21 protein-coding genes and 1 tRNA gene are annotated in these 20228 nt (G+C 65.7%); 9 read left to right on the top strand and 13 right to left on the bottom strand.

The window, feature by feature from the left end; all coding sequences use genetic code 11:
- Positions 1-3: 3 nt before the first annotated feature.
- On the bottom strand, positions 4-576 hold the full coding sequence (locus FQK05_RS02930) for a hemerythrin domain-containing protein (RefSeq protein WP_158964372.1): 573 nt from the start codon (positions 574-576) through the stop codon (positions 4-6).
- Positions 577-730: 154 nt separating this feature from the next.
- The gene (locus tag FQK05_RS02925) at positions 731-1669 is read right to left on the bottom strand and encodes a DMT family transporter (RefSeq protein WP_233270335.1); all 939 of its coding nucleotides are present in this window, start codon (positions 1667-1669) and stop codon (positions 731-733) included.
- 172 nt (positions 1670-1841) lie between these two features.
- On the opposite strand from FQK05_RS02925, the gene FQK05_RS02920 reads away from it, so the two are divergent.
- On the top strand, positions 1842-2345 hold the full coding sequence (locus tag FQK05_RS02920; RefSeq protein ID WP_233270334.1) for a YbhB/YbcL family Raf kinase inhibitor-like protein: 504 nt from the start codon (positions 1842-1844) through the stop codon (positions 2343-2345).
- A gap of 47 nt (positions 2346-2392) precedes the next feature.
- Here the strand turns inward: FQK05_RS02920 and ilvC are convergent, their stop codons facing one another.
- Entirely contained in the window at positions 2393-3454 is a 1062-nt protein-coding gene (gene ilvC / locus FQK05_RS02915) for a ketol-acid reductoisomerase (RefSeq protein WP_267902351.1), read from the bottom strand.
- 95 nt (positions 3455-3549) lie between these two features.
- Here ilvC and FQK05_RS02910 point away from each other — a divergent pair, with 95 nt between their 5' ends.
- Complete coding sequence (locus FQK05_RS02910) at positions 3550-4005, top strand: Lrp/AsnC family transcriptional regulator (protein ID WP_158964370.1); 456 nt, start codon at positions 3550-3552, stop codon at positions 4003-4005.
- Positions 4002-4460, top strand: a complete 459-nt coding sequence (locus tag FQK05_RS02905; RefSeq protein ID WP_158964369.1) for an Lrp/AsnC family transcriptional regulator — start codon at positions 4002-4004, stop codon at positions 4458-4460. The genes FQK05_RS02910 and FQK05_RS02905 overlap by 4 nt, the downstream gene beginning before the upstream one ends.
- A gap of 12 nt (positions 4461-4472) precedes the next feature.
- On the opposite strand, the gene FQK05_RS02900 is transcribed toward FQK05_RS02905, so the two are convergent.
- From FQK05_RS02900 to FQK05_RS02890, 3 genes are all read right to left on the bottom strand, one after another.
- Complete coding sequence (locus FQK05_RS02900; RefSeq protein ID WP_158964368.1) at positions 4473-5609, bottom strand: Hint domain-containing protein; 1137 nt, start codon at positions 5607-5609, stop codon at positions 4473-4475.
- 218 nt (positions 5610-5827) lie between these two features.
- Positions 5828-7033 carry a UbiH/UbiF family hydroxylase gene (locus FQK05_RS02895; RefSeq protein ID WP_158964367.1) on the bottom strand — a complete coding sequence of 402 codons (1206 nt, stop codon included), beginning with the start codon at positions 7031-7033 and terminating at the stop codon, positions 5828-5830.
- A 208-nt stretch (positions 7034-7241) separates the two neighbouring features.
- Positions 7242-7886, bottom strand: a complete 645-nt coding sequence (locus tag FQK05_RS02890) for a pyrimidine 5'-nucleotidase (RefSeq protein ID WP_158964366.1) — start codon at positions 7884-7886, stop codon at positions 7242-7244.
- 133 nt (positions 7887-8019) lie between these two features.
- Between FQK05_RS02890 and FQK05_RS02885 the strand changes: the two genes are divergently transcribed.
- The gene (locus tag FQK05_RS02885) at positions 8020-8694 is read left to right on the top strand and encodes a GntR family transcriptional regulator (RefSeq protein WP_158964791.1); all 675 of its coding nucleotides are present in this window, start codon (positions 8020-8022) and stop codon (positions 8692-8694) included.
- 150 nt (positions 8695-8844) lie between these two features.
- Here FQK05_RS02885 and FQK05_RS02880 read toward each other — a convergent pair whose 3' ends face one another.
- Together FQK05_RS02880 and carA are read right to left on the bottom strand one after the other, a co-directional pair.
- The gene (locus tag FQK05_RS02880) at positions 8845-10824 is read right to left on the bottom strand and encodes a glycosyltransferase (RefSeq protein ID WP_158964365.1); all 1980 of its coding nucleotides are present in this window, start codon (positions 10822-10824) and stop codon (positions 8845-8847) included.
- Positions 10825-10952: 128 nt separating this feature from the next.
- The gene (gene carA / locus FQK05_RS02875) at positions 10953-12149 is read right to left on the bottom strand and encodes a glutamine-hydrolyzing carbamoyl-phosphate synthase small subunit (protein WP_158964364.1); all 1197 of its coding nucleotides are present in this window, start codon (positions 12147-12149) and stop codon (positions 10953-10955) included.
- Positions 12150-12397: 248 nt separating this feature from the next.
- Here carA and FQK05_RS02870 point away from each other — a divergent pair, with 248 nt between their 5' ends.
- A complete protein-coding gene (locus FQK05_RS02870; protein ID WP_158964363.1) occupies positions 12398-12874 on the top strand; it encodes a GatB/YqeY domain-containing protein in 477 nt (158 codons plus the stop codon).
- Positions 12875-13070: 196 nt separating this feature from the next.
- On the opposite strand, the gene FQK05_RS02865 is transcribed toward FQK05_RS02870, so the two are convergent.
- Entirely contained in the window at positions 13071-13562 is a 492-nt protein-coding gene (locus FQK05_RS02865) for a DUF2244 domain-containing protein (protein WP_158964362.1), read from the bottom strand.
- A 170-nt stretch (positions 13563-13732) separates the two neighbouring features.
- A complete protein-coding gene (gene ctaD, locus FQK05_RS02860) occupies positions 13733-15409 on the bottom strand; it encodes a cytochrome c oxidase subunit I (protein WP_158964361.1) in 1677 nt (558 codons plus the stop codon).
- 383 nt (positions 15410-15792) lie between these two features.
- Here ctaD and FQK05_RS02855 point away from each other — a divergent pair, with 383 nt between their 5' ends.
- Together FQK05_RS02855 and FQK05_RS02850 are read left to right on the top strand one after the other, a co-directional pair.
- Complete coding sequence (locus FQK05_RS02855; protein ID WP_158964360.1) at positions 15793-16209, top strand: HIT family protein; 417 nt, start codon at positions 15793-15795, stop codon at positions 16207-16209.
- Between the two features lie 95 nt (positions 16210-16304).
- On the top strand, positions 16305-17336 hold the full coding sequence (locus FQK05_RS02850) for a cation diffusion facilitator family transporter (protein ID WP_158964359.1): 1032 nt from the start codon (positions 16305-16307) through the stop codon (positions 17334-17336).
- 80 nt (positions 17337-17416) lie between these two features.
- Here the strand turns inward: FQK05_RS02850 and lipB are convergent, their stop codons facing one another.
- Together lipB and FQK05_RS02840 are read right to left on the bottom strand one after the other, a co-directional pair.
- On the bottom strand, positions 17417-18106 hold the full coding sequence (gene lipB / locus FQK05_RS02845; RefSeq protein ID WP_199252582.1) for a lipoyl(octanoyl) transferase LipB: 690 nt from the start codon (positions 18104-18106) through the stop codon (positions 17417-17419).
- A complete protein-coding gene (locus FQK05_RS02840) occupies positions 18103-18774 on the bottom strand; it encodes a DsbA family oxidoreductase (protein WP_158964358.1) in 672 nt (223 codons plus the stop codon). Before FQK05_RS02840 ends, lipB begins: the two co-directional genes overlap by 4 nt.
- Positions 18775-18923: 149 nt before the next feature.
- Here FQK05_RS02840 and FQK05_RS02835 point away from each other — a divergent pair.
- Positions 18924-19010 (top strand) — tRNA-Leu (locus FQK05_RS02835).
- A 50-nt stretch (positions 19011-19060) separates the two neighbouring features.
- Positions 19061-19363, top strand: coding sequence for a DUF6538 domain-containing protein (locus tag FQK05_RS26465; RefSeq protein ID WP_407644481.1), 303 nt, complete (start codon positions 19061-19063; stop codon positions 19361-19363).
- Positions 19364-19788: 425 nt separating this feature from the next.
- On the opposite strand, the gene FQK05_RS02830 is transcribed toward FQK05_RS26465, so the two are convergent.
- Positions 19789-20151: a hypothetical protein gene (locus FQK05_RS02830; protein WP_158964357.1), complete on the bottom strand. Its 363-nt coding sequence runs from the start codon at positions 20149-20151 to the stop codon at positions 19789-19791.
- Between the last annotated feature and the right edge of the window lie 77 nt (positions 20152-20228).

The raw sequence follows: 20228 nt of genomic DNA, 5'->3' as shown, positions 1-20228 counted from the left end.
GGGTCACTCGGGGTCGACCAATCCGTGCTTCAGCAGAAGGGGGATGACCACGTCCTCCTCGTCCACCAGGTGACGCTCCAGCAGCTTGTCGAAGCGCAGCAGCACCGACCGGACCTGGTTCACCGCCAGACGCGGTTCGACCGACGGTTCGGACAATGCGCGCAGGGCGTGGCTGGTCCGGGCCCAAAATTCGCTCAGCTGCCGGTCCAGCTCGACATGGTCGGCTTCCAGCATGTCCAGGCCGGGCTTCAGCCTTTGGTCCAGCTGGATCAGCCGGGGAAAGAAGACGTTGTCCTCGATCTCGTGATGGGACTGCAGGTGCTTCAGAAGCATGTTGCCGAAGCGGCGGAGCCGGCGATGGTACTCCTCGACCCCGATGGAGCGGTCCAGCATCGCCTCCGTATCCGTCAGGACCGAACGGCTGAGGTCCCGCAGCCCGGTGTGGATGCTTAGCCAGAAGACCGGAAGCCCGCCGAAGTCCTTGTGCGCAGCCCATTCCTCTCTCTGCATTTCAGGGAGGAGTGCGATCAGCTCTTCAGGAAGGCCGAGTCTTGTCTTCAAGTCGAAGTCGCTCATGCAGTTGAGCCTGTAGCGGGAAAACATGCGCCTGCAAGTAAACTTTTAAGGGTGCCCTCGCGGCAGGCGTGGAAAATTAAGTCAATCGGCTGGAAATTGCTGGTCCGATCTGGGATTTCTGCCCTTGAAACCCGGCCCGGGCCCTGCCGCCGGGTCAGCCCGGCTTGCGGCGCATCAGTTGCGACAGGGCCGACCATTGGCTCAGCGCCACGCCGATCAGGATCAGTACCGTGGCGACCAGCAGCGACATGTGCAGCGGTTCGCCAAGGAAGATGACGCCGATCAGAACGGCCCAGACAGGCACCTGGTAGTTCGTCAGGCTCATGAAGACCGGGCCGGCGGTCCGGATCACCTGCACCCGCAGAAGGTTGGCGGCAGCGGTGGGGATCAGGCCCAGAACCGCCAGCGCGAACAGCGTGGGACCATCGACGGGCGGGGGCGCGCCTTCCTTAAGCAGGGCGGCGGGGATCACCGCAACGACGCCGATCAACAGAAGGACGGTCGACAGGCCGATCGGATCGACGGCCGGCAGGCGCCGGATCAGGATGGAGCTGACGGCATAGCACCCGGCGGCGGCAAGGCAGGTCAGTTGACCTGCAAGCTCCAGCCTCTGACCGTTGTTGACGAAGGCGTCCGGCCCCATCAGCACCAAGATCCCGGCAAAGCCGATGAAGAAGCCCAGGATCTTGCGCGGTGTGATCCGTTCGCCGGGGATCAGGAAGTGCGCCAGCGGCAGGACGATCAGCGCGACACAGGCCATGGCCACGCCGGTAAAGCCTGCGGTCACGTATTGCTGCCCCCAACTGATCAGCATGAAGGGCACGGCGGAACTCATCAGCCCCACGGCGACAAGGTTCACCCGCTCCCGACCCACCAGCGGGCGGTCGAACAGCTTCCACCCCAGCGCGGCCCAGACGGCCAGCGACAGTAGCGTGGCAAAGCCGATCCGATAGGACGCCAGCCAGAATGGCGTGATGCCCTGCAGCGCGATTTCGATCATCGGGAAGGCGCCGCCCCAGGCCAGTCCCAGGAACAGGATCATCACCCAGCTGGCCGGGGTGGGGCCGGTGTTGGGGGTGTGGGCTGGGTTCATGGGAGTCCTCCGTCCTGCGGTCTCGGCGGTTCTGGCACGGATGCTGCCGCCGATGCTTCGCTGCCGGTCGAACATTCGCGCTGGAAAGAAAAAAGGAAAGGGCCAAATTGGCCCGGGACGGCCGCTCCCCTGCCGGAGTATTCAGAAGTCACAGATGCAATCAGGAGGAACCATGCGCAGACAAGCATTCACCGGCCTGCTGGCCGCCGCGATCCTGTCATCGACCATTGCCCTGGCGGACATGGCCGTCCAGTTGCTGCCCCCCTGGGATGGCAAGACCGTGCCCCCGGGCCAGCAATGCACCGAATTTGGCGGCAATGGCGGCACGCCCCCGATGAAGGTCACGGGAATCCCTGCGGGGGCCAAATGGCTGATCGGCTATTTCAACGACAAGGATTATTCGCCCCTGTCGAAGAATGGCGGTCACGGCACCATAGGCTGGCCGGTGAAGGGGACCACGATGGAGCTGAAGCCGGTTCCGGGCATGACCGACAAGCTGCCGGGCGGCGCTGTCGTGATCAAACCCACGCGGGCGAAGGGCAAGTTCATTTCGCCGGGCTACCTGCCGCCCTGTTCCGGCGGGCGCAAGAACCGCTATGCGGTGGACCTTGTTGCGGTGGACAGCGCCGGCAAGGCGCTGGCACAGGTCAAGAACGTCATGATCGGCCGGTACTGAGGGCCGACGGGTGACCCCGGTGCGATGCACCGGGGTCGTCGCGTGGATCAGTTCCGCGCCTTGTCGACCATTTTGCCGGCCGAAATCCAGGGCATCATCGCCCGCAGCTTCGCGCCGACCTGTTCGATCTGGTGTTCGTCGTTCAGGCGGCGGGTGCCCTTGAAGAACGGCTGGCCGACCGCGTTTTCCTGCATGAAGTCACGCACGAACTTGCCGGTCTGGATGTCCTTCAGGATCGCCTTCATCTCGGCCTTGGTCTGCTCGTAGGGCAGGACCCGCGGGCCCGACACGTATTCGCCGTATTCGGCCGTATTCGAGATCGAGTAGTTCATGTTCGCGATGCCGCCTTCGTAGATCAGGTCCACGATCAGCTTCACCTCGTGCAGGCATTCGAAATAGGCCATCTCGGGCGCATAGCCGGCTTCGACCAGCGTCTCGAAGCCCATCCGGATCAGCTCGACCAGACCGCCGCACAGCACGGCCTGTTCGCCGAAGAGGTCGGTTTCGCATTCTTCACGGAAGTTGGTTTCGATGATGCCCGACCGGCCGCCGCCGATGGCCGAGCAATAGGACAGGCCGATTTCCAGCGCCTTGCCGGTGGCGTCGTTGTTCACGGCCACCAGGCAGGGCACGCCGCCGCCCTTGGTGTATTCGCCGCGCACGGTGTGGCCGGGGCCCTTGGGCGCCATCATGATGACGTCGACGCCTGCCTTCGGTTCGATCAGGCCGAAATGCACGTTCAGACCGTGGGCAAAGGCGATGGCGGCGCCTTCCTTCAGGTTGTCGTGGACGTATTTCTTGTAGGTCTCGGCCTGCAGCTCGTCGGGCATGGTGAACATGATCACGTCACACCAGGCGGCCGCTTCGGCGATGCCCATGACCTGCAGCCCCTCGGCTTCGGCCTTCTTGGCCGAGGCAGAGCCTTCGCGCAGGGCGACGACCAGGTTCTTGGCGCCGCTGTCGCGCAGGTTCAGCGCATGGGCGTGGCCTTGCGATCCATAGCCCAGGATCGCGACCTTCTTGTCCTTGATCAGGTTCACGTCGCAATCGCGGTCGTAGTAAACGCGCATTTCGGTTCTCCAAGTCTTCTTTTGTTGTGTGCACTGGATATCCCGACAGCCCTGCGATACTCAGCGCAGAAATCGCCACGATTGCGTGAAATGTGGGAATTTCATTCGTCGTTGTGCCGCAGAACGGAATATTCATGCTTGACGACACCGACAGGCGCATACTTCGCCAGTATCAGGCCGAACCCGATGCGCCCGCCGCGGACCTGGCGGCGCGGGCCGGGGTGACGTCCGCCACCTGGGCGCGGCGGCTGGACCGGATGAGGCGCGACGGTGTCGTGGGTCCGCTGGAAGCCGTGATCGACTGGCGTGCACTGGGCTACGAGGTCATGGTGTCGATGAGGGTCACATTGGACAAGACCCAGCCGCGCGCCTTCGAGGATTTCCTGGACGCCGCCCGCCCGATCCCGGAAGTGCTGGAGCTTCAGACCTTCGCGGGCCGGGTCGACGTCCGGATCCTGCTGATCGCGCGGGACATGGGCCATTACTTGTCGCTCTACCGCGAACGGATCCTGACGCTGCCCCATATCGCCGACATCGACACGCTGCTGCACATCGCGCAGGTGAAGAACGAGGAAAGGCTGCCGCTGTGATCGAACTGGACGATATCGACCGGCAGATCCTGCGGTCGCTGGCCCGCGATGCAAGTCAGAGCGCGGGGGCCCTGGGCCGGACACTGGGCCTGTCCCAGCCTGCGACCTGGCGGCGGATCAAGCGCCTGACCGAGGCCGGGGTGCTGCGCGGCCGCCGGGTGCGGCTGGACGCGGCGCGGCTGGGCTTTGGCGTGACGGTCTTCCTGGGGATCAAGCTGGCCCGCAAGGGGCACGTGAACCTTGAGGATTTCGAACGCGCCGTCAGCGCCATTCCGGAAGTGCAGACGGTCGAACACGTCCTTGGCGTCTATGACTATCGCCTGCGGGTCGTGGCGCGGGACCTGTCGGATTTCGAACGCGTCCTGCGGCGGCGGATCATGGCGCTGCCGGGCGCCGGAGAAGTCGACGCGAATGTCGTCCTGAGCGAGGAACGGAGGCTCGGCCCCCTGGGGTGAACGCGCCGACCGTCAGGTGGCCTGCCACCGGCCGGCATTGCACAGCACCAGGGCTTCGTGCCGACGCAGGCAGGGGCGGGCGGTCTGGATCCGCTCTGCCGCGGCTTCGAAGCCCGGCTGCAGGGCGCGATTTTCGTCCAGCGTGGCCACCGCGTTCGCATCTTCGGCCGAGGCTTCGCTGAACAGGCTTTCCGACAGCACGCCTTCGGCCCAAAGGATCTCGTGCCGGTCGAACATCAGGTGCAGGTAGGTGACGATACCGCCCTGCCGCTGGACGATATCGGTGCCGTTCACAAGGAACTTGGCAGGAACCAACATCTCGGGCTCGGCGAACAGGAACTCGACCGCGCTGCCGCGGACCAGCAGGCGGTGATTGGGCGACAGGCGCAGTTCACGGGTGTTGCCGATGGCGCCGGGGGCAAAGCAGATCGGGGCGACGTCGCCCCTAGCCGCCGTGGTGCAACGGCCGATCCAGCGGACCGGCTGGTCGCCGTTGTCCAGGGTCGATACCAGATCGCCGGGGCGCAGATCCTCGATCCGGCGTTCGCCCCGGGGCGTGCGGATGCGGGTACTGCGCGCAAAGCAGATCGGCGCGCTGTAGGGTGTGTAGTCGCCGGCATAGAACAGCGTGTCGCCCTGTTCGATCGGGTTGGGATCGATGACGCCGTCCTGGTTGAAGTCGAAGTCCTGATACCGGTTCATCGTCAGCCCGCCGGGCTGTTTCGACGCGACGCCCAGATCGGTCCCCGGGGCGATGATCGAATTGTTCAGGTACGGCCCGCCATCGCGCGGGACCAGCACGTTCGAGTTGAAGCGCAGGTATCCGTCGCCCTCGCCGCTGACGTCGGACTGGATCGAGGCCGTCTGACCGGGGTTCATCGGGGTATAGGTGTACTTGGCGATCCCGTTCCGGTAGTCGTCCATCGAGTTGTAGACCGTGATGCCGGTAATGCCGCTTTGGCCCGTCACCTCGCCCTGCTGGTTCACCTTCTTGACGTCGATCACGACGATGTCGTCGCTTTCGAAGACCTGATTTCCGCCGCTGATCGTGGCGGTCCCGGCACCGTTCGTGCCAGCCGAGGAATTGGTTCCGACGCTGGCGCCATCGACGAAATCGATGCCGTACAGAACGATGGTGCCGTTAGCCATGGCGGGGCCGAATCCCTGTGATGTCAGGCAAGCAACCTGACTGACGAGCCTTAATTAATTCTGTGTCCGGGCCTTTCAACGAACTTGGAATACTTGCATGGCGGCCATGCACAGAAAGGCTGCGACGGGATCGGGGATTGCACGGACATGCCCCCGCCTTGCGCGTTTGCGCGGCGTCGTCGGAAGCGTTTCGGGACGGTGTGGCAGCGCGGGCCGGATCAGCCGGCGCGGCGCAGGCCCAGGCCCATTTCCATCAGCAGCTGACGCACGGGCGGCGCGGCATAAAGCGCCGCGATCCCGGCGGCGCGGGCATCCCGCATCAGGGCGGGTGCCGCCATTGAGGCGCGGTTCAGAAGGTCGATCCCCTGGACACGCAGGCGGATATCGCCGTGCCGGGCCTTGGCATAGGCGTCCAGCATCTGCCGGTCGCCCAGACCTTCCGGCCGCGCCGCGGCCAGATCCAGCAGGCAGGCCAGGTCCGCCAGCGACATGTTCAGACCCTGCGCGCCGATCGGGGGCACGACATGGGCGGCCTCGGCCATCAGGACAAGGCGTTCATCGGTCAGCCGGTCGGCGATCTGGCTGATGATGGGCCAGACCGACCGGGGCGAGGCGAGCGTCAGCGGGCCCAGCAGGCCGCAGGAGCGTTCTGTCATCCTGGCCTCGAAGGCCGCGGCCTCCAACTCCATCAGCGCCAGCGCACGGGGGCCACGTTCCATCCAGACCACGGCCGAGGACGGCTTGCCGTCGAGGTCAGGCAGGGGCACCAGCGTGAAGGGGCCGCCCGTGCGGTGGATTTCGGTCGAGACGTTGTTGTGGGGTTCGGGATGGGTGACGGCAAAGGCCAGCGCTTTCTGGCCATAGCGGAAGGTCCGGACGCCGATGCCGGCTGCGGCCCGCATGGCCGACCGGCGGCCGTCGGCGGCGATGACCAGTTTCGTGTCGATCCGGGCGCCGTCGTCCAGGGTGACGATGGCGTTGGCCTCGCGCGTGAACAGGCGCCGGGCCGCGCGGCCGGGGCGGAAGTCGACCGAGGGCAGATCCGCCAGCCGCGCCGACATTTCGCGCCGCAGCAGCCAGTTGGGCAGGTTCCACCCGAAGGGCGCATCCGACAGATCGCGGGAGTCGAAGTCGCGGACGACGCGGGGGGCGGGGGCCTCGCCGCCGGCATCGACGATGCGCATGATCTGAAGCGGGCTTGCATGGGGCGCAAGGCGGTCCCACAGGCCGATCCGATCCAGAAGCGCGCGGGCCGGCTGCAGGAAGGCGGTGGTGCGCCGGTCGGCATCGGTGGCCTCGGCGCTGGTCACGGGGGGGGTGGGGTCGACGCAGATCACCCGGAACCCGGCCTGTCCGAAGGCCGCCGCCGCCGCCAGTCCGGCAATCCCGCCACCGACAATCAGGACATCGCAGCTTTCGGTCATGGCCTTCTCCTTCGCCGTGAGGCTGTCTAGCGCCGATTGGCCGCCGGTGCAAAGGGCAGGGTGCATCGCGGGGTGCGACCATGCTGCAACGATCAATGCAGGCGGGACGTCGGAGGAGCGGCGGGACGGGCGGCGGCGGCCTTCCGTTTCAGTCGGTGGGGGCGGCCGGCCTGCAGCCGGGCGGGCCTTTGATGTGTAATCAGGCGTCCTAGTGCAGCGCCCGCAGAAAGGCCGCCAGATCGTTGGTATGATGGTGGATGTAATCGGCAAAGACCGGTTCCGGCGCCACGTGGACCGTCTGCATCCCCAACTCGTGCGGGGCGATCAGGTTGCGCGGCGAATCCTCGAACATCGCGGCCTTTTCAGGGTCGATGCCGTCCAGGGCAAAGATCCGTTCGTAGGCGCGCAGGTCGGGCTTGGGGACAAGGCCTGCCTCCTCGATCCCGTAGATGGCGTGGAACAGGGGACGGATGCCGCGGGCGTCCAGCACGCGGGCTGCATAGGCGGCCGTGCCGTTGGTGAACACGATCCGGCGGCCGGGCAGGGCGGCGATCCCGGCTTCCAGCGCCATGTCGTGGACCAGGTGATCCAGAGTGATGTCGTGGACATGGGTCAGATAGTGCCCGGTGTCGATGTCATGGTCCGCCATCAGCCCGGCCAACGTGGTGCCATGGGCCTGCCAGTACTGGCCCCGCAGGCGGTCGGCCTCGGCCCAGTCCACCCCGGCCACGTCCATGACATAGCGGGTCATCCGGACCTCCATCTGATCGAACAGACGGGCTTCGGGCGGATAAAGGGTGTTGTCCAGATCGAACACCCATTGCGTGACATGCGAGAAAGCGGTTTTGACCATGGTTCCCGTGTAGTTGGTGCCGGTCGCAGCTGCAATCGATCACTGGGGCCCGCGGCGCTTGCCCCGTGGGGGGCGGACCTGTAGACCTTTGCGGATCCTGCGCATGTCGCGCGTCCCGGTCCGAGCCCTGACGATGCCCTCTTCCCGCGCGCCGCGCCCGTCCCCCACCGATGCCTATGGCCTGATCCTGGAGGCGATCGACGTGGGCGTTTTCCGTCCGGGCGACCGTCTGGTGGAAAGCGATCTGGCGGACCGTTTCGGCGTCTCGCGCACGCCAATCCGCGAGGCGCTGCAAAGGCTGGAAACGCAGTCCCTGCTGGAACGCGACGGCCGGTCGCTGATCGTGGCGGCACTGGACCACAACCAGATGTCCGAACTTTACGTCGTCCGGCGGGAACTGGAGGGGCTGGCGGCCCGTCTGGCGGCCCAGCACGCGACCGAGGAAGAAATCCGCGTCCTGCGCCTGATGGTCGATGCTGACGATCAGTTGGTCAACGACCCGGCCGCCCTGGCCCGCGCCAACCGCCGTTTCCACAAGCAGATCCACCTGGCGTCCCATAACCGTTATCTTGTCCAGCAACTGGACCTGGTGCACCGGACCATGGCGCTGATGGCCACGACATCCCTGGCGGCGCGGGGACGGGGAGAGATCGCGCAAGGAGAGCACCACGCCATCGTCGAGGCCATCGCCGCCCGCGACAGCGACGCGGCCGAAAAGGCGCTGAGCGACCATATCTCCATCGCCTTCATGACCCGCCTGCGGCAGGACGCAGAGACGCGGGAAAGCGGGCGCGACCCGGGGATCTGAGCCGGCGCGGTTCGCCCGGGCCCGCCGGAAGAAACCCGGACATCGCGGCCCATGCCCTGCACGGGGACGTCAGTGGGGACGGGAGGCCGCTGGCGGCTGACGCGAAGGCAAGCGGCGGGCAGACGTCCGATCCGGGTCCGAAGCCCTGCCTCAGTCCAAAACGATCTGGGCCTTTTCCTTGCCGTGGGCGGTCTTGTCCCAGAAATAGGGGCGCCAGAACAGTTCCAGCAGCGCCTTGTAGGCGGCGACGGTGGCCAGCGGGAAATAGAAGAACATCGTCGGCGCCCAGCCCATCAGCCCGCGCCGGTTGGCGTGGAGAGCCGCGATCATGCCGACGGTGATGGTCAGCACTTCGGCCCCCAGGGTCAGGGCCACGCCTGTCACGACCGTGCCACGGGACAGGACATCTGTCAGCGGATGCCACAGGCCGAACACCATCGCCCAGCAGGACCAGAGCGCGGGCGCCAGCAGGAACTGCCCGCAGGTGCCCAGAAAGAAGGCCTGGAAGCCCAGGAACTTCAGCGTGCCCAGCTCGCGCCACAGCTGCATGGGCCCGCGCATGTGGACCAGGTAGGTCACCATGAAGCCCTTCAGCCAGCGGGATCGCTGCCGGATCCAGGGCCAGAGACGGCAGTTCGCCTCCTCGTAGGTGACGGTGTGCAGGATTTCGGTCCGGTAACCTGCGCGGGCGATGCGGACGCCAAGGTCCGCGTCTTCCGTCACGTTGTGGGCATCCCAGCCGCCCAGCCGTTCCAGTGCGGCGCGGCGGATGAAGAAGGTCGTGCCACCCAGCGGGATGACCAGCCCCAGCCGCGCGATGCCCGGCAGGACGATCCGGAACCAGCTGGCATATTCGATGGTGAAACAGCGGGCCATCCAGTTGCTGCGCGGGTTGTAGAAATCCAGGATTCCCTGCAGGCAGACCGTGTCGGCGGGCGCCTTGGCAAAACGGGCAACGACCAGGTCGATCTGGTCGGGCGAGGGCGCATCCTCGGCATCCCAGACGCCCACGATGTCGCCGCGGCACAAGTTCAGGGCATAGTTCATCGCCCGCGGCTTGGTGCGCAGGCTGCCCAGGCCCGGCACCTCGACCAGGCGCATCCAGGGGGGCAGGTCTGTGCCGGCGATGGTCTGCCGCGTGGTGGTGTCGCCTTCCTCCAGCACCAGGATCACGTCCAGCAGGGCCTTGGGATAAGTCAGCCGCGACAGCCGCCGGATCAACGTGTCGGCAATCGCGGCTTCCTTGTAGAGCGGGACCAGCATCGACACCCGGGGCAACCGTTCGGTCAGGGCCAAGGGGCGCGACGTGATCAGCCCGGCAGTTCCGGGCGAACGGTCCAGCAGGTGCCCCAGAAGCCCGGTCAGCCGCAGGCCGGAAAACAGGACCAGCGCCAGCATCGACAGGTGGACGAAACCCACGGTGGCCGCCTGCGGCGCCAGCGTCACGAAAAGGGCCAGCAGGCCCAGCCATCCGGCCCGGCGCCAGATCGCCACGTCCTGCCAGCTGCGGCAGCTGAATGCCTCGGGCACGCGGGCTGCGGCGTCCAGGGTCATGTCGACCTGGAACATCTCCTGCGTCGCGGCCTCGATCTGGTGGGCGGGCGACAGGACGGGCGCGCAGCCGCGCAGCCGGTCGGACAGGGCGGCGGACAGGCGGGGGAACAGGTCGGGCTGCGAAAGGGCGACCAGAAGCACCCCGTCCTCGCGCCGGCGCCAGGGGATCGCGCCGAAGCGGAGCCAGAACGTATAGGGGCACAGACCCGCCAGCGCCGGGTCCGGCGGCGTCAGGTTCAGGTCGATCCGCGGCAGGTCGTACTGGTGCGACAGAGCCCGCTGCACAGCTTCCGGCGTGGTCCAGTTCTCGGACACCAGAATTTCGCCCAGGGCGGCGGACAGGCGCCGTTGCAGGTGAAGAGCCGCGACCAGCCTGGATTGCGACAGGTCGCCGGATTCGACCAGGTGCCGGCCCAGCGGCTTGTCCGGCGCGGTCAGCGGCGGGCGGGGCGGGGCCAGCCCGTGGTCCCAGCCGATGTCGCCCGGGAATCCGGGTCCAAGTCCGCTGCCGCGCGCAACCCGGGGCACGCGAACCGGTTCCGGTCCGGCCCGTCGCTGCGCGCCTTTTTCCGTCATGACCTGGCCCTGCACCGCTGTTTTGGCGGTTACCTTGGGCCAGGCGTGGTTAACGCAACGTTAACCTCGTTCGAAATGCGCCGGACGGAACGGATGGCCCCGTCATGCGGACATTTCGATGGGGCGCGTCATGCCGTGGCGGCCGCGCGGGCCTTCATCGCGGTGACGAAGCGTTCGAACAGGTAGAAACTGTCCTGCGGGCCCGGGCTGGCCTCGGGGTGGTACTGGACCGAGAAGACCGGTCGGTCGGTCATGCGGATGCCGCAATTCGACCCGTCGAACAGCGACCGGTGGGTTTCGATCACGCCGGCCGGCAGCGACTGGCTGTCGATGGCAAAGCCGTGGTTCATCGAGGTGATTTCAACCTTGCCGGTTTCCAGATCCTTCACCGGGTGGTTGGCGCCGTGATGGCCGTGGTTCATCTTGATCGTCTGCGCGCCGAGCGCGATGCCCAGCATCTGGTGACCCAGGCAAATGCCGAAGATCGGCAGGTCCGTCTTGTCCAGGATCTCCTTGATCATCGGCACGGCATAGGTGCCGGTGGCGGCCGGATCGCCGGGGCCGTTCGACAGGAACAGACCTTCGGGCTCGTGGGCCATCACCTCTTCCGCCGTGGCGGTCGCGGGCAGGACGGTCACGTCGCAGCCGACAGTGGCGAGGCAGCGCAGGATGTTGCGCTTGGCGCCATAGTCGATGGCCACGACCTTGTGCACGGGTGCGGTCTGCCGGGTATAGCCGTCGGGCCAGGCCCACCGCATCTCGTCCCAGCGATAGGACTGGGCGCAGGTCACGTCCTTGGCCAGGTCCGCCCCGGTCAGGCCGGGAAAGGCCCGGGCCGCGGCCATCATGGCCGGGATGTCGAAATTGCCGTCCGGGTTATGGGCCAGGGCCACATGGGGCGCGCCCCGCTGGCGGATCGCGCGCGTCAGCCGCCGCGTGTCGATGCCGCCGATGGCGATCCGTCCGCGCCGGGCCAGCCAGGTGCCCAGATCCTCGGCCGAGCGCCAGTTGGACGGTGTGGTCGGATCCCACTTGACCACCATTCCGGCGGCGACCGGATCGGCGGTTTCATCGTCTTCCGGGTTCACGCCGGTATTGCCGATATGGGGGAAGGTGAAGGTCACGACCTGCCCGGCATAGGACGGATCGGTCATGATCTCCTGATAGCCGGTCATGGCGGTGTTGAAGCACAGTTCGGCCACCGTCTGGCCGGTAGCGCCGAAGCCGTGGCCATAAAAGACGGTTCCGTCGGTCAGGGCGAGACAGGCGGTCGGCGCCTTGATCGCGGTGGCAGAGGGCAGGAGGGGGGCAGACTGATCGGGCATCGGGCAGACCTCGTCGGTTGGGGCAACCGTGGCGGACGGCAGCGGGCGGGCAAATCGGCCGAGCACTAGGGTCCAGCGCCGATGAGGTCAAGCGCAAAGGGGGCTCGTGACGCAGCGCAGCATTTTCTTTGCACCCGCAGCGGGCCGTTGTGTTAAGGTGCCGGTTGCAGTAACCAGCGTTGTTGCGCCAGGGGGTGTCAGTGACTATCTCTCGGTGTTTGAACCGGCAAGGACGGAAAGCGCATTTGATGACTGTACGCACTCGGGTCACCACGGCCCTCAAGCAGGCAATGAAGGACAAGGCGGAACTGCGCCTGTCGACGTTGCGGCTGATCAATGCGGCTATCAAGGATCGCGACATCGCCCTGAGGGGAACGGGTGACGACGCGTGCTGCGACGACCGCGACGTGCTGGCCATTCTGGGCCGCATGACCAAGCAACGCCAGGAAAGCGCGCGTGCCTATGAAGAGGGCGGGCGGCTGGACCTGGCAGACCGGGAACGCCAGGAGATCGAGGTGATCGCCGAGTTCCTGCCCCGCCAGATGGATCCCGACGAAACCGCCAATGCGGTCGACGCCGCGATTTCCGACAGCGGCGCCTGTTCGATTCGCGACATGGGCAAGGTGATGGCAGAGCTGAAGGCCCGCCATACCGGCCAGATGGATTTCGCCCGGGTCGGCCCGATGGTGAAGGACCGGCTGTGTGCCGGTGGCGCCAAGGCCTGATGTCCCTTTGCCGCCGGTTCCGCCGGCGGAGGACCTGATTACCGACAGATAGACGAGGCCCGTCCGGCGCCCCCGCGCCCGGATCCGCACCCACCCACCCGCCCACCCAGACGCAGGCCTGCGGCCTGCACCGCCGTTCCGGGCGGGGCCCTTGGATAGCCGCTCCAGCTCATTGAACGGTGCCTGACAGTGCGGCCTAGGCTGCGATGGGACGAAGTACGCGTTTCAGGTCTTCGTAGAGCGCCTTGCGCTCGTCCTCCGACAGGAATGCGCCGATCTCGACCTCGCGACCGCCGCCGCGCAGGGTGACGTAGTGGGGGACGGGCCCGCCGGACGGATACATCTCGGCCGTGGCCCAATAGCGGTTGCAGTCCCATTCCTTCCGTTCGCCCTTGGGGTTCTGCCGTACCAGGTGCACATGGGTATCCGTCAGCGTCAGGATCTCCAGCACCTGGGCATTGCGGTTCGACCGTCTGAGCCCGAACCACAGCCCCCAGATCGCGATCAGCGCGAAGGGCAGGATCCCCCAGATCAGGACCGTGCCGACGATGGACAGCAGCGGCACGAACATCAGTCCCAGCGTGGCCCCCATGACAATGGCGAAACCGCCGGGCGTCATCGACTGGTGCGGCCAGAGCTGAAGCTCCTGCGCATCGGGGCTGTCGGTCTTGGTCCAGTCATATGGCATGGCCGGAATGTATCACCGCATCCGGCGTCTGCAATGGGAACTGCGCAGGCCAGGTGAACGCCGGAACCTTCTGCCGTTTGAACGGGCACTGACGGGCAGCAGCATGCCCCAAAAGGAAAAGGCGGGCCCCCGGGCCCGCCTTTCGTCGTTCTGGTCTTTTGGTCCGGCCCTTAGTGGGCGTGACCCTTGTCCCAGTCTTCCCGCTTCGGCAGCTGCTCGAAGGTGTGCTCCGGCGGTGGGGAGGGCAGGGTCCATTCCAGCGTGTCCGCGTATTCGTTCCAGTAGTTGTTCTCGGTCACCTTCGCGCCCTTCGTCAGGGTGTAGTACACGATGTAGATGAACAGGCAGAACGAGGCGAAGGAGATGAACGCACCGATGGTCGACCAGAAGTTCCACAGCGCGAAGGGCTCCGGATAGTCGATATAGCGGCGCGGCATGCCCTGACGGCCCAGGAAGTGCTGCGGGAAGAAGGTCAGGTTCGAACCGATGAACATCATCCAGAAGTGGATCTTGCCCAGTGTCTCGGGATACTGACGGCCCGACATCTTGCCGATGTAGAAGTAGATCCCGGCAAAGATGGCGAAGACGGCGCCCAGCGACATCACATAGTGGAAGTGCGCGACCACGAAGTAGGTGTCGTGATAGTAGCGGTCGATGCCGGCCTGGGACAGGATGACGCCCGTCACGCCGCCCACGGTGAACAGGAACAGGAAGCCGAAGGCCCAGAGCATCGGGACCCGGAATTCGATCGAGCCCTTCCACATCGTCGCCAGCCAGCTGAACACCTTCACGCCGGTCGGAACCGCGATGACCATGGTGGCCAGCATGAAGTAGGCCTGCTGGTGCAGCGACAGGCCGACCGTGTACATGTGGTGTGCCCACACGACGAAGCCCAGCACTCCGATGGCAATCAGCGCCCAGACCATCGGCAGGTAGCCGAAGATCGGCTTGCGCGCGAAGGTCGCGATCACGTGGGAAATGATGCCGAAGCCCGGCAGGATGATGATGTACACTTCCGGGTGGCCGAAGAACCACAGGATGTGCTGGTACAGCACCGGGTCACCGCCACCGGCCGGATCGAAGAACGCGAAACCGAAGTTACGGTCCATCAGCAGCATGGTGATGGCGCCAGCCAGAACCGGCAGCGACAGAAGGATCAGCCACGAGGTGACGAAGATCGACCAGGCGAACAGCGGCACCTTGAACAGGGTCATGCCCGGGGCGCGCATGTTCAGGAAGGTCGTGATCATGTTGATGGCGCCCAGGATCGACGAGGCGCCCGAAAGGTGCACCGCGAAGATCGCGAAGTCCATCGACATGCCCTTGGCACCGCTTGTCGACAAGGGTGGATAAAGGACCCAGCCTGTCCCGGCACCGGCTTGTCCCCCGGCCTCGCCCGGCACGAAGAGCGAGCAGACCGCCAGCGAGGTGCCGGCGACGTACAGCCAGAAGGACAGGTTGTTCATCCGCGGGAACGCCATGTCCGGCGCACCGATCTGCAGCGGCATGAAGTAGTTGCCGAAGCCGCCGAAGAGCGCCGGAATCACCACGAAGAACATCATCAGGATGCCGTGGGCGGTGATCAGAACGTTCCAGAGGTGTCCGTTCGGGGTGCAGGTGTCGGCACTGCCGAAAAGCCGGAAGCCCTCCATGCACATGTGCTGGACCCCGGGGACCATGAGCTCGAGGCGCATGAAAATCGTGAACAACACCGAAATGAAGCCCACTGCACCGGCGACGAACAGATAGAGGATCCCGATGTCCTTGTGGTTGGTCGACATGAACCAACGCTGGAAGAAACTCCGGTTGTCCTCGTGCTCGTGGCCATGAATGGCTGCGTCCGCCATTAGGTCCCTCCTGATAGAATGCCTGAATCCTCCGCCAAAGCGGGGGATGTTATGCAGGTTTTAGAATGTCGATCAGGCTCGGGCAATGGCGCATCTGGGCGCGGCGACAGATAAATTGACGCGGAGGGGTTGCCCGAAGGCGGCGACGGCCCGTCCCGGCCGGGTCGATCCCCGGCGTTTCGCGGCCATCGTCGCGGCAGGGCGTCTGCGACGCATGGGACAGCGCGCCCGCGGCGCGTGGGGCCCGCGCCTCCGGCGCCTGGGGGGGCAGCGCGCCTGCGGCGGATCGGGGCAGGGGACGCGTCGGTCCGGCTGGGCGGGTTGACGCGACTCGGGCCGCCGTTCAGAAGGGACACGCTTCGGATTTGGCAAGGATTTCCGCCGTGAGTTACGACCCCGACAACATCTTCGCGAAGATCCTGGGGGGAGAGATTCCCTGCCACAAGGTCTATGAAGACGACGATACGCTGGTGTTCATGGACATCATGCCCCGCATCGACGGGCATGTCCTGGTGATCCCCAAGACCCCCTGCCGCAACATGCTGGACGCAAGCGCCGATCAGCTGGCCGCGGTGATGGCCACGGTTCAGAAGGTCAGCCAGGCGATGATGGCGGCCTATGGCGCCGATGGCATCACGCTTCAGCAGTTCAATGAACCGGCCGGCGGGCAGGAGGTCTATCACCTGCACTTCCACATCCTGCCGCGGCGTGAAGGCGACAAGATCCGCCCGCCGGGGCAGATGGCCGATCACGCCGACCTGGCGGCCGAGGCCGACAAGATCCGCGCGGCGCTGGCCTGACGGCCGCCGCCCCGGCGGCACTGGTTGCGCAGCCTGGCCTGCGCGAGGGGTTTCAAGTCAGGGCCGGGCACAGCACCGGCCCGCGGAGGCTGTTTATGGCAGACAAGACCCACGATCACGCAGGCCACGACCACGGTGGCCATGGGTCGCATGGTCATGCCGGTCCCGATCATGCTGCACATTCGCACGGGCACAGCCATGGCCATCACGGGCATGGGCACGGGCACCACCACCATCATATCGATCCGTCGGCAGGCGATGCCCGCATCGTCGGCGCGGTTGTCGTCAACATGGCCCTGACGGTGGCGCAGATCGTCGGCGGGATCCTGTCCGGGTCGCTGTCGCTGATCGCGGATGCGCTGCATAACCTGTCGGACGCGATGGCGCTGGTCATCGCCTTCCTGGCCCGCAAGATCGCCCGCCGTCCGGCCAACGAGGGGATGAGCTTCGGCTACGGCCGGGCCGAGGTGGTGGCCGCCCTGATCAACTATGTCACGCTGGTGATCGTCGCCATCTACCTGGTCTACGAAGGCGTCATCCGCTTCTTCGAGCCGGAGCCGGTGACCGGCTGGATCATGGTGATCGTCGCGGGCATCGCGCTGGTGATCGACCTGATCACGGCGGCGCTGACTTATTCGATGTCGAAGGACAGTATGAACATCCGGGCGGCGTTCCTGCACAACGTGGCGGATGCGCTGGGGTCTGTCGCGGTGATCCTGGCCGGGACGCTGGTCATCCTCTACGGCTGGACCTGGGTCGACCCGGCGGTGACGCTGATGATCTCGGCCTATATCCTGTGGCACGTGCAGGCGGAAATCGGCGGCGTGATCCGGGTGCTGATGCTGGGCACGCCGGGGGATCTGGACTTCGGGCAGGTGGTCGATGCGATGCGTGCGGTGCCGGGGGTGACGGATGTCCACCACGTCCACCTGTGGCAGATGCAGGAGAACGAGGCGGCGCTGCAGGCCCATGTCATCCTGGAGGAAGGCGCCTGGGGCGAGGCCGACGGCATCAAGGCGCAGGTGAAGCAGGTGCTGAAATCGGGCTTCGGGATCGACCATTCCACGCTGGAACTGGAATGCGCACATCACGCCTGTGACGCGCCCCAGCTGATCGGTCACGGCTGAGGCGTGGGCGCGGCAAGCCGTTTCCGAACGGCTATCTCAGGGCGATTTGAAATCGCCCTGGCCGGGCGGGACTGCCAAGCCTAGTCCCCGAACACCTGCGGAAAGGTCCGTTCCAGCGCCACGTCCAGATCCGCCATGGTCACCGGCAGGCCCAGGTCGACCAGGCTGGTGACGCCGAATTCGCTGATCCCGCAGGGCACGATTCCGCCGAAATGGTCCAGGTCCGGGTCCACGTTGATCGAGATGCCGTGAAAGCTGACCCATTTGCGCAGCCGGATCCCCAGCGCCGCGATCTTGTCCTCGGCCACCTGGCCGCTGACTGTCCGGGGCTTTTCCGGCCGTGCGACCCAGACGCCGACCCGGCCGTCCCGGATTTCGCCCGTCACGTTGAATTCGGCCAGCGCGGCGATGACCCAGGCTTCCAGCATCTGGACGAAACGGCGCACGTCGCGGCCGCGCTTCGTCAGGTCCAGCATGACATAGACCACCCGCTGCCCGGGCCCGTGATAGGTGTACTGCCCGCCCCGCCGGGTCTGGTAGACCGGGAAGCGGTCGGGGTCTGTCAGGTCCGCGATCCTGGCGCTGGTCCCGGCGGTGTAAAGCGGCGGGTGTTCCAGGAACCACAGGCATTCCGGTGCCTCGCCCGCGGCGATGGCATTGGCGCGCGCCTCCATGAAGGCCAGCGCCGCGTCATAGTCGACCAGTCCGTCGGAGCGTTTCCATTCGATCCCCGACAGGAACGGCTCGGCCAGCAGGGCCGGGCTCGTCATGCGGCATCCGCCCGGCAGCGGCGCAGCACGTCGGCATAGGTCTGCGGATCCTGCGCGCCGGTCAGAAGGTAGCGTCCGTCGAAGACCATGGCCGGCACGCCGGAAATCCCGTTTTCCAGCCAGAATTCCGACCGCTCCTTGACGCGCCCGGCGTGCGATCCGCTGTCCAGCACCTCGGCCGCCGCGGTCCGGTCCAGCCCGACCGATTCTGCAACATCCAGCAGCACCTCGTCCCTGGATACGTCGCGCTGGTCGGTGAAATAGGCCTTGAACAGCGCGAGCTTCAGCGGGTGCTGCAGCCCCAGCCCGCCGGCCCAGTCCAGAAGCTGATGCGCCCGGAAGGTGTTATAGATCCGCGAGTCGGGCGTGAAGTTGATGGCAAAGCCCAGGCCCGCACCCAGGCTTGTCAGCCGCTCGCGCGCGGCTCTGCTCTGCTCCGGGGTCGATCCGTATTTCTCGGCCACGTGTTCGGCGATGTTCTGGCCTTCCGGGCCCATGCCCGGGTTCAGCTGGAACGGATGCCAGCGCAGCCGCGCGCCCAGGCCCGACAGGGCAAGCCCTTGCTGCAATTGAAGGAATCCGATGATGCACCAGGGGCAGACAACGTCGGAAACGATGTCGACCTGCACCACGTCGGCCGTAGGGTCTGTGTGTTCGGGGTCGGTCATGGCGGCCTTTCCGGGTCGGCTGGATCGGGCCCGACACTAGCAGAGCCGGGCCCCGGGATACAAATCAACTCTCGGCGTCGATTTTCGTTCGCACGGCCTTCACATCGGTTTCGCCTTCGTCTATACGCCCGTCCACCAAGCCTAGACGTGCGGTCGTGGCGGAATTGGTAGACGCGCAGCGTTGAGGTCGCTGTGGGGTAACTCCCGTGGAAGTTCGAGTCTTCTCGACCGCACCAGTTTTCTCAGGAAAACCGTTTTGTATCCGAGCGTTAAGCGAAGCTTGGAGATGAAAATGGCACACAAACTGCAACACACAGTGCAGCGTGGAAGTTCCTACTACTACAATCGACGTGTCCCGGATCGGGTGGCTGATGCCTTTGGCCTGAAGGTGGTTCGCTGCAATCTTGGCAGGGACCCTGAGCGGGTGGCGATTCTCAGCTCCGGCCTGACTGCAAAACTGGATGAAGTGTGGTCGGCTGAACGGGTGATGCCCTTGGATGTGGGGAGGCTCGTTCAGACCCGAGAGCCCAAGCCGTTACGGCGATCTTACCTGTCACTGTCTCCGGCACACTCTCAGGGACCGACTTAGAAACGCTGGCTGTCCCCCTGAGCTTGTCGACCAGATAGGAGGGTGGACTTCCAAACTTGGGGTCGGTGTCGGTTAGCCTACAACATCAAGCGGATGATCTCGATAGTCGGCACGCGAAGCTTGATGGCCGCGCTCAAGGCCTGAACAAGAAGGGCGTGTTCAAGCCGGCACAAACGCTGCAAGCCACGAACACACCCCAGAACTGACAGTTCTCAAACAGCCTCGCCGCAAGCCGACCCTTGTTTGGAACGCGCCTAAGGTCCGGTCTGGGGCGAAATGCCCGTCCGGCGGCCGTTCGTTCGGAGCGACGGCGACGGAACCGGAGATCGCCCGTTCGCGGCAAGGGATCCGGACCCGAACGGGGGACGACTGGCGACCGAGCCGGTGCAGGTGACGCAGACCGCCGGGGGCGATCCGCACCCCGATCAGGGCGTCAGGACCCAGCTGCCGTTCGGCTGCTTGCACTGTTTCAGCCAGGTCGAGGTCTGTTTCTTCGTCCGCCCCGACACGTAAAGGTGCTGAAGGATCACGCAGTTGCCTTCGATCTTCTGGACCTCGACCGTGCCATGGGACCCGGTTTCCGGGTTCTGCCAGATGGCCTCGGCCCCGACCTTGGCGGTCTTGTCCACATACAGCGTGCGTCCGGCATCGCCCATGATCTGGAAGTCGGCATCGGTCAGGCCGGTGTCGACGATCATCTTGTGGATGGACTTGGCCGAGGCGGTGCCGGACATCCCCGTCAGGACGGCGGCGGCCAGAAGGGCGGTGGCGATTAAGCGTTTGGGCATGAAAAGAACTCCTTGCCGCAAAGGATAGGCGGCGAGGGGGGGCAAGTCCACCCGCGGGGTCAGCCCGTGCGGGGATC

The organism is Chachezhania sediminis (genome assembly GCF_009765275.1).
GTDB lineage: Bacteria > Pseudomonadota > Alphaproteobacteria > Rhodobacterales > Rhodobacteraceae > Chachezhania > Chachezhania sediminis.
Note: the sequence above shows the minus strand (reverse complement) of the source record. Positions and strands in the feature narration are given on the sequence as shown.

Coding starts and splice junctions, on each gene's coding strand:
- FQK05_RS02930 (WP_158964372.1), bottom strand. CDS start 576: ATGAGCGACTTCGACTTGAAGACAAGACTCGGCCTTCCTGAAGAGCTG.
- FQK05_RS02925 (WP_233270335.1), bottom strand. CDS start 1,669: ATGAACCCAGCCCACACCCCCAACACCGGCCCCACCCCGGCCAGCTGG.
- FQK05_RS02920 (WP_233270334.1), top strand. CDS start 1,842: ATGCGCAGACAAGCATTCACCGGCCTGCTGGCCGCCGCGATCCTGTCA.
- FQK05_RS02910 (WP_158964370.1), top strand. CDS start 3,550: ATGCTTGACGACACCGACAGGCGCATACTTCGCCAGTATCAGGCCGAA.
- FQK05_RS02900 (WP_158964368.1), bottom strand. CDS start 5,609: ATGGCTAACGGCACCATCGTTCTGTACGGCATCGATTTCGTCGATGGC.
- FQK05_RS02895 (WP_158964367.1), bottom strand. CDS start 7,033: ATGACCGAAAGCTGCGATGTCCTGATTGTCGGTGGCGGGATTGCCGGA.
- FQK05_RS02890 (WP_158964366.1), bottom strand. CDS start 7,886: ATGGTCAAAACCGCTTTCTCGCATGTCACGCAATGGGTGTTCGATCTG.
- FQK05_RS02885 (WP_158964791.1), top strand. CDS start 8,020: ATGCCCTCTTCCCGCGCGCCGCGCCCGTCCCCCACCGATGCCTATGGC.
- FQK05_RS02880 (WP_158964365.1), bottom strand. CDS start 10,824: ATGACGGAAAAAGGCGCGCAGCGACGGGCCGGACCGGAACCGGTTCGC.
- carA (WP_158964364.1), bottom strand. CDS start 12,149: ATGCCCGATCAGTCTGCCCCCCTCCTGCCCTCTGCCACCGCGATCAAG.
- FQK05_RS02870 (WP_158964363.1), top strand. CDS start 12,398: ATGACTGTACGCACTCGGGTCACCACGGCCCTCAAGCAGGCAATGAAG.
- FQK05_RS02865 (WP_158964362.1), bottom strand. CDS start 13,562: ATGCCATATGACTGGACCAAGACCGACAGCCCCGATGCGCAGGAGCTT.
- ctaD (WP_158964361.1), bottom strand. CDS start 15,409: ATGGCGGACGCAGCCATTCATGGCCACGAGCACGAGGACAACCGGAGT.
- FQK05_RS02850 (WP_158964359.1), top strand. CDS start 16,305: ATGGCAGACAAGACCCACGATCACGCAGGCCACGACCACGGTGGCCAT.
- lipB (WP_199252582.1), bottom strand. CDS start 18,106: ATGACGAGCCCGGCCCTGCTGGCCGAGCCGTTCCTGTCGGGGATCGAA.
- FQK05_RS02840 (WP_158964358.1), bottom strand. CDS start 18,774: ATGACCGACCCCGAACACACAGACCCTACGGCCGACGTGGTGCAGGTC.
- FQK05_RS26465 (WP_407644481.1), top strand. CDS start 19,061: ATGAAAATGGCACACAAACTGCAACACACAGTGCAGCGTGGAAGTTCC.
- FQK05_RS02830 (WP_158964357.1), bottom strand. CDS start 20,151: ATGCCCAAACGCTTAATCGCCACCGCCCTTCTGGCCGCCGCCGTCCTG.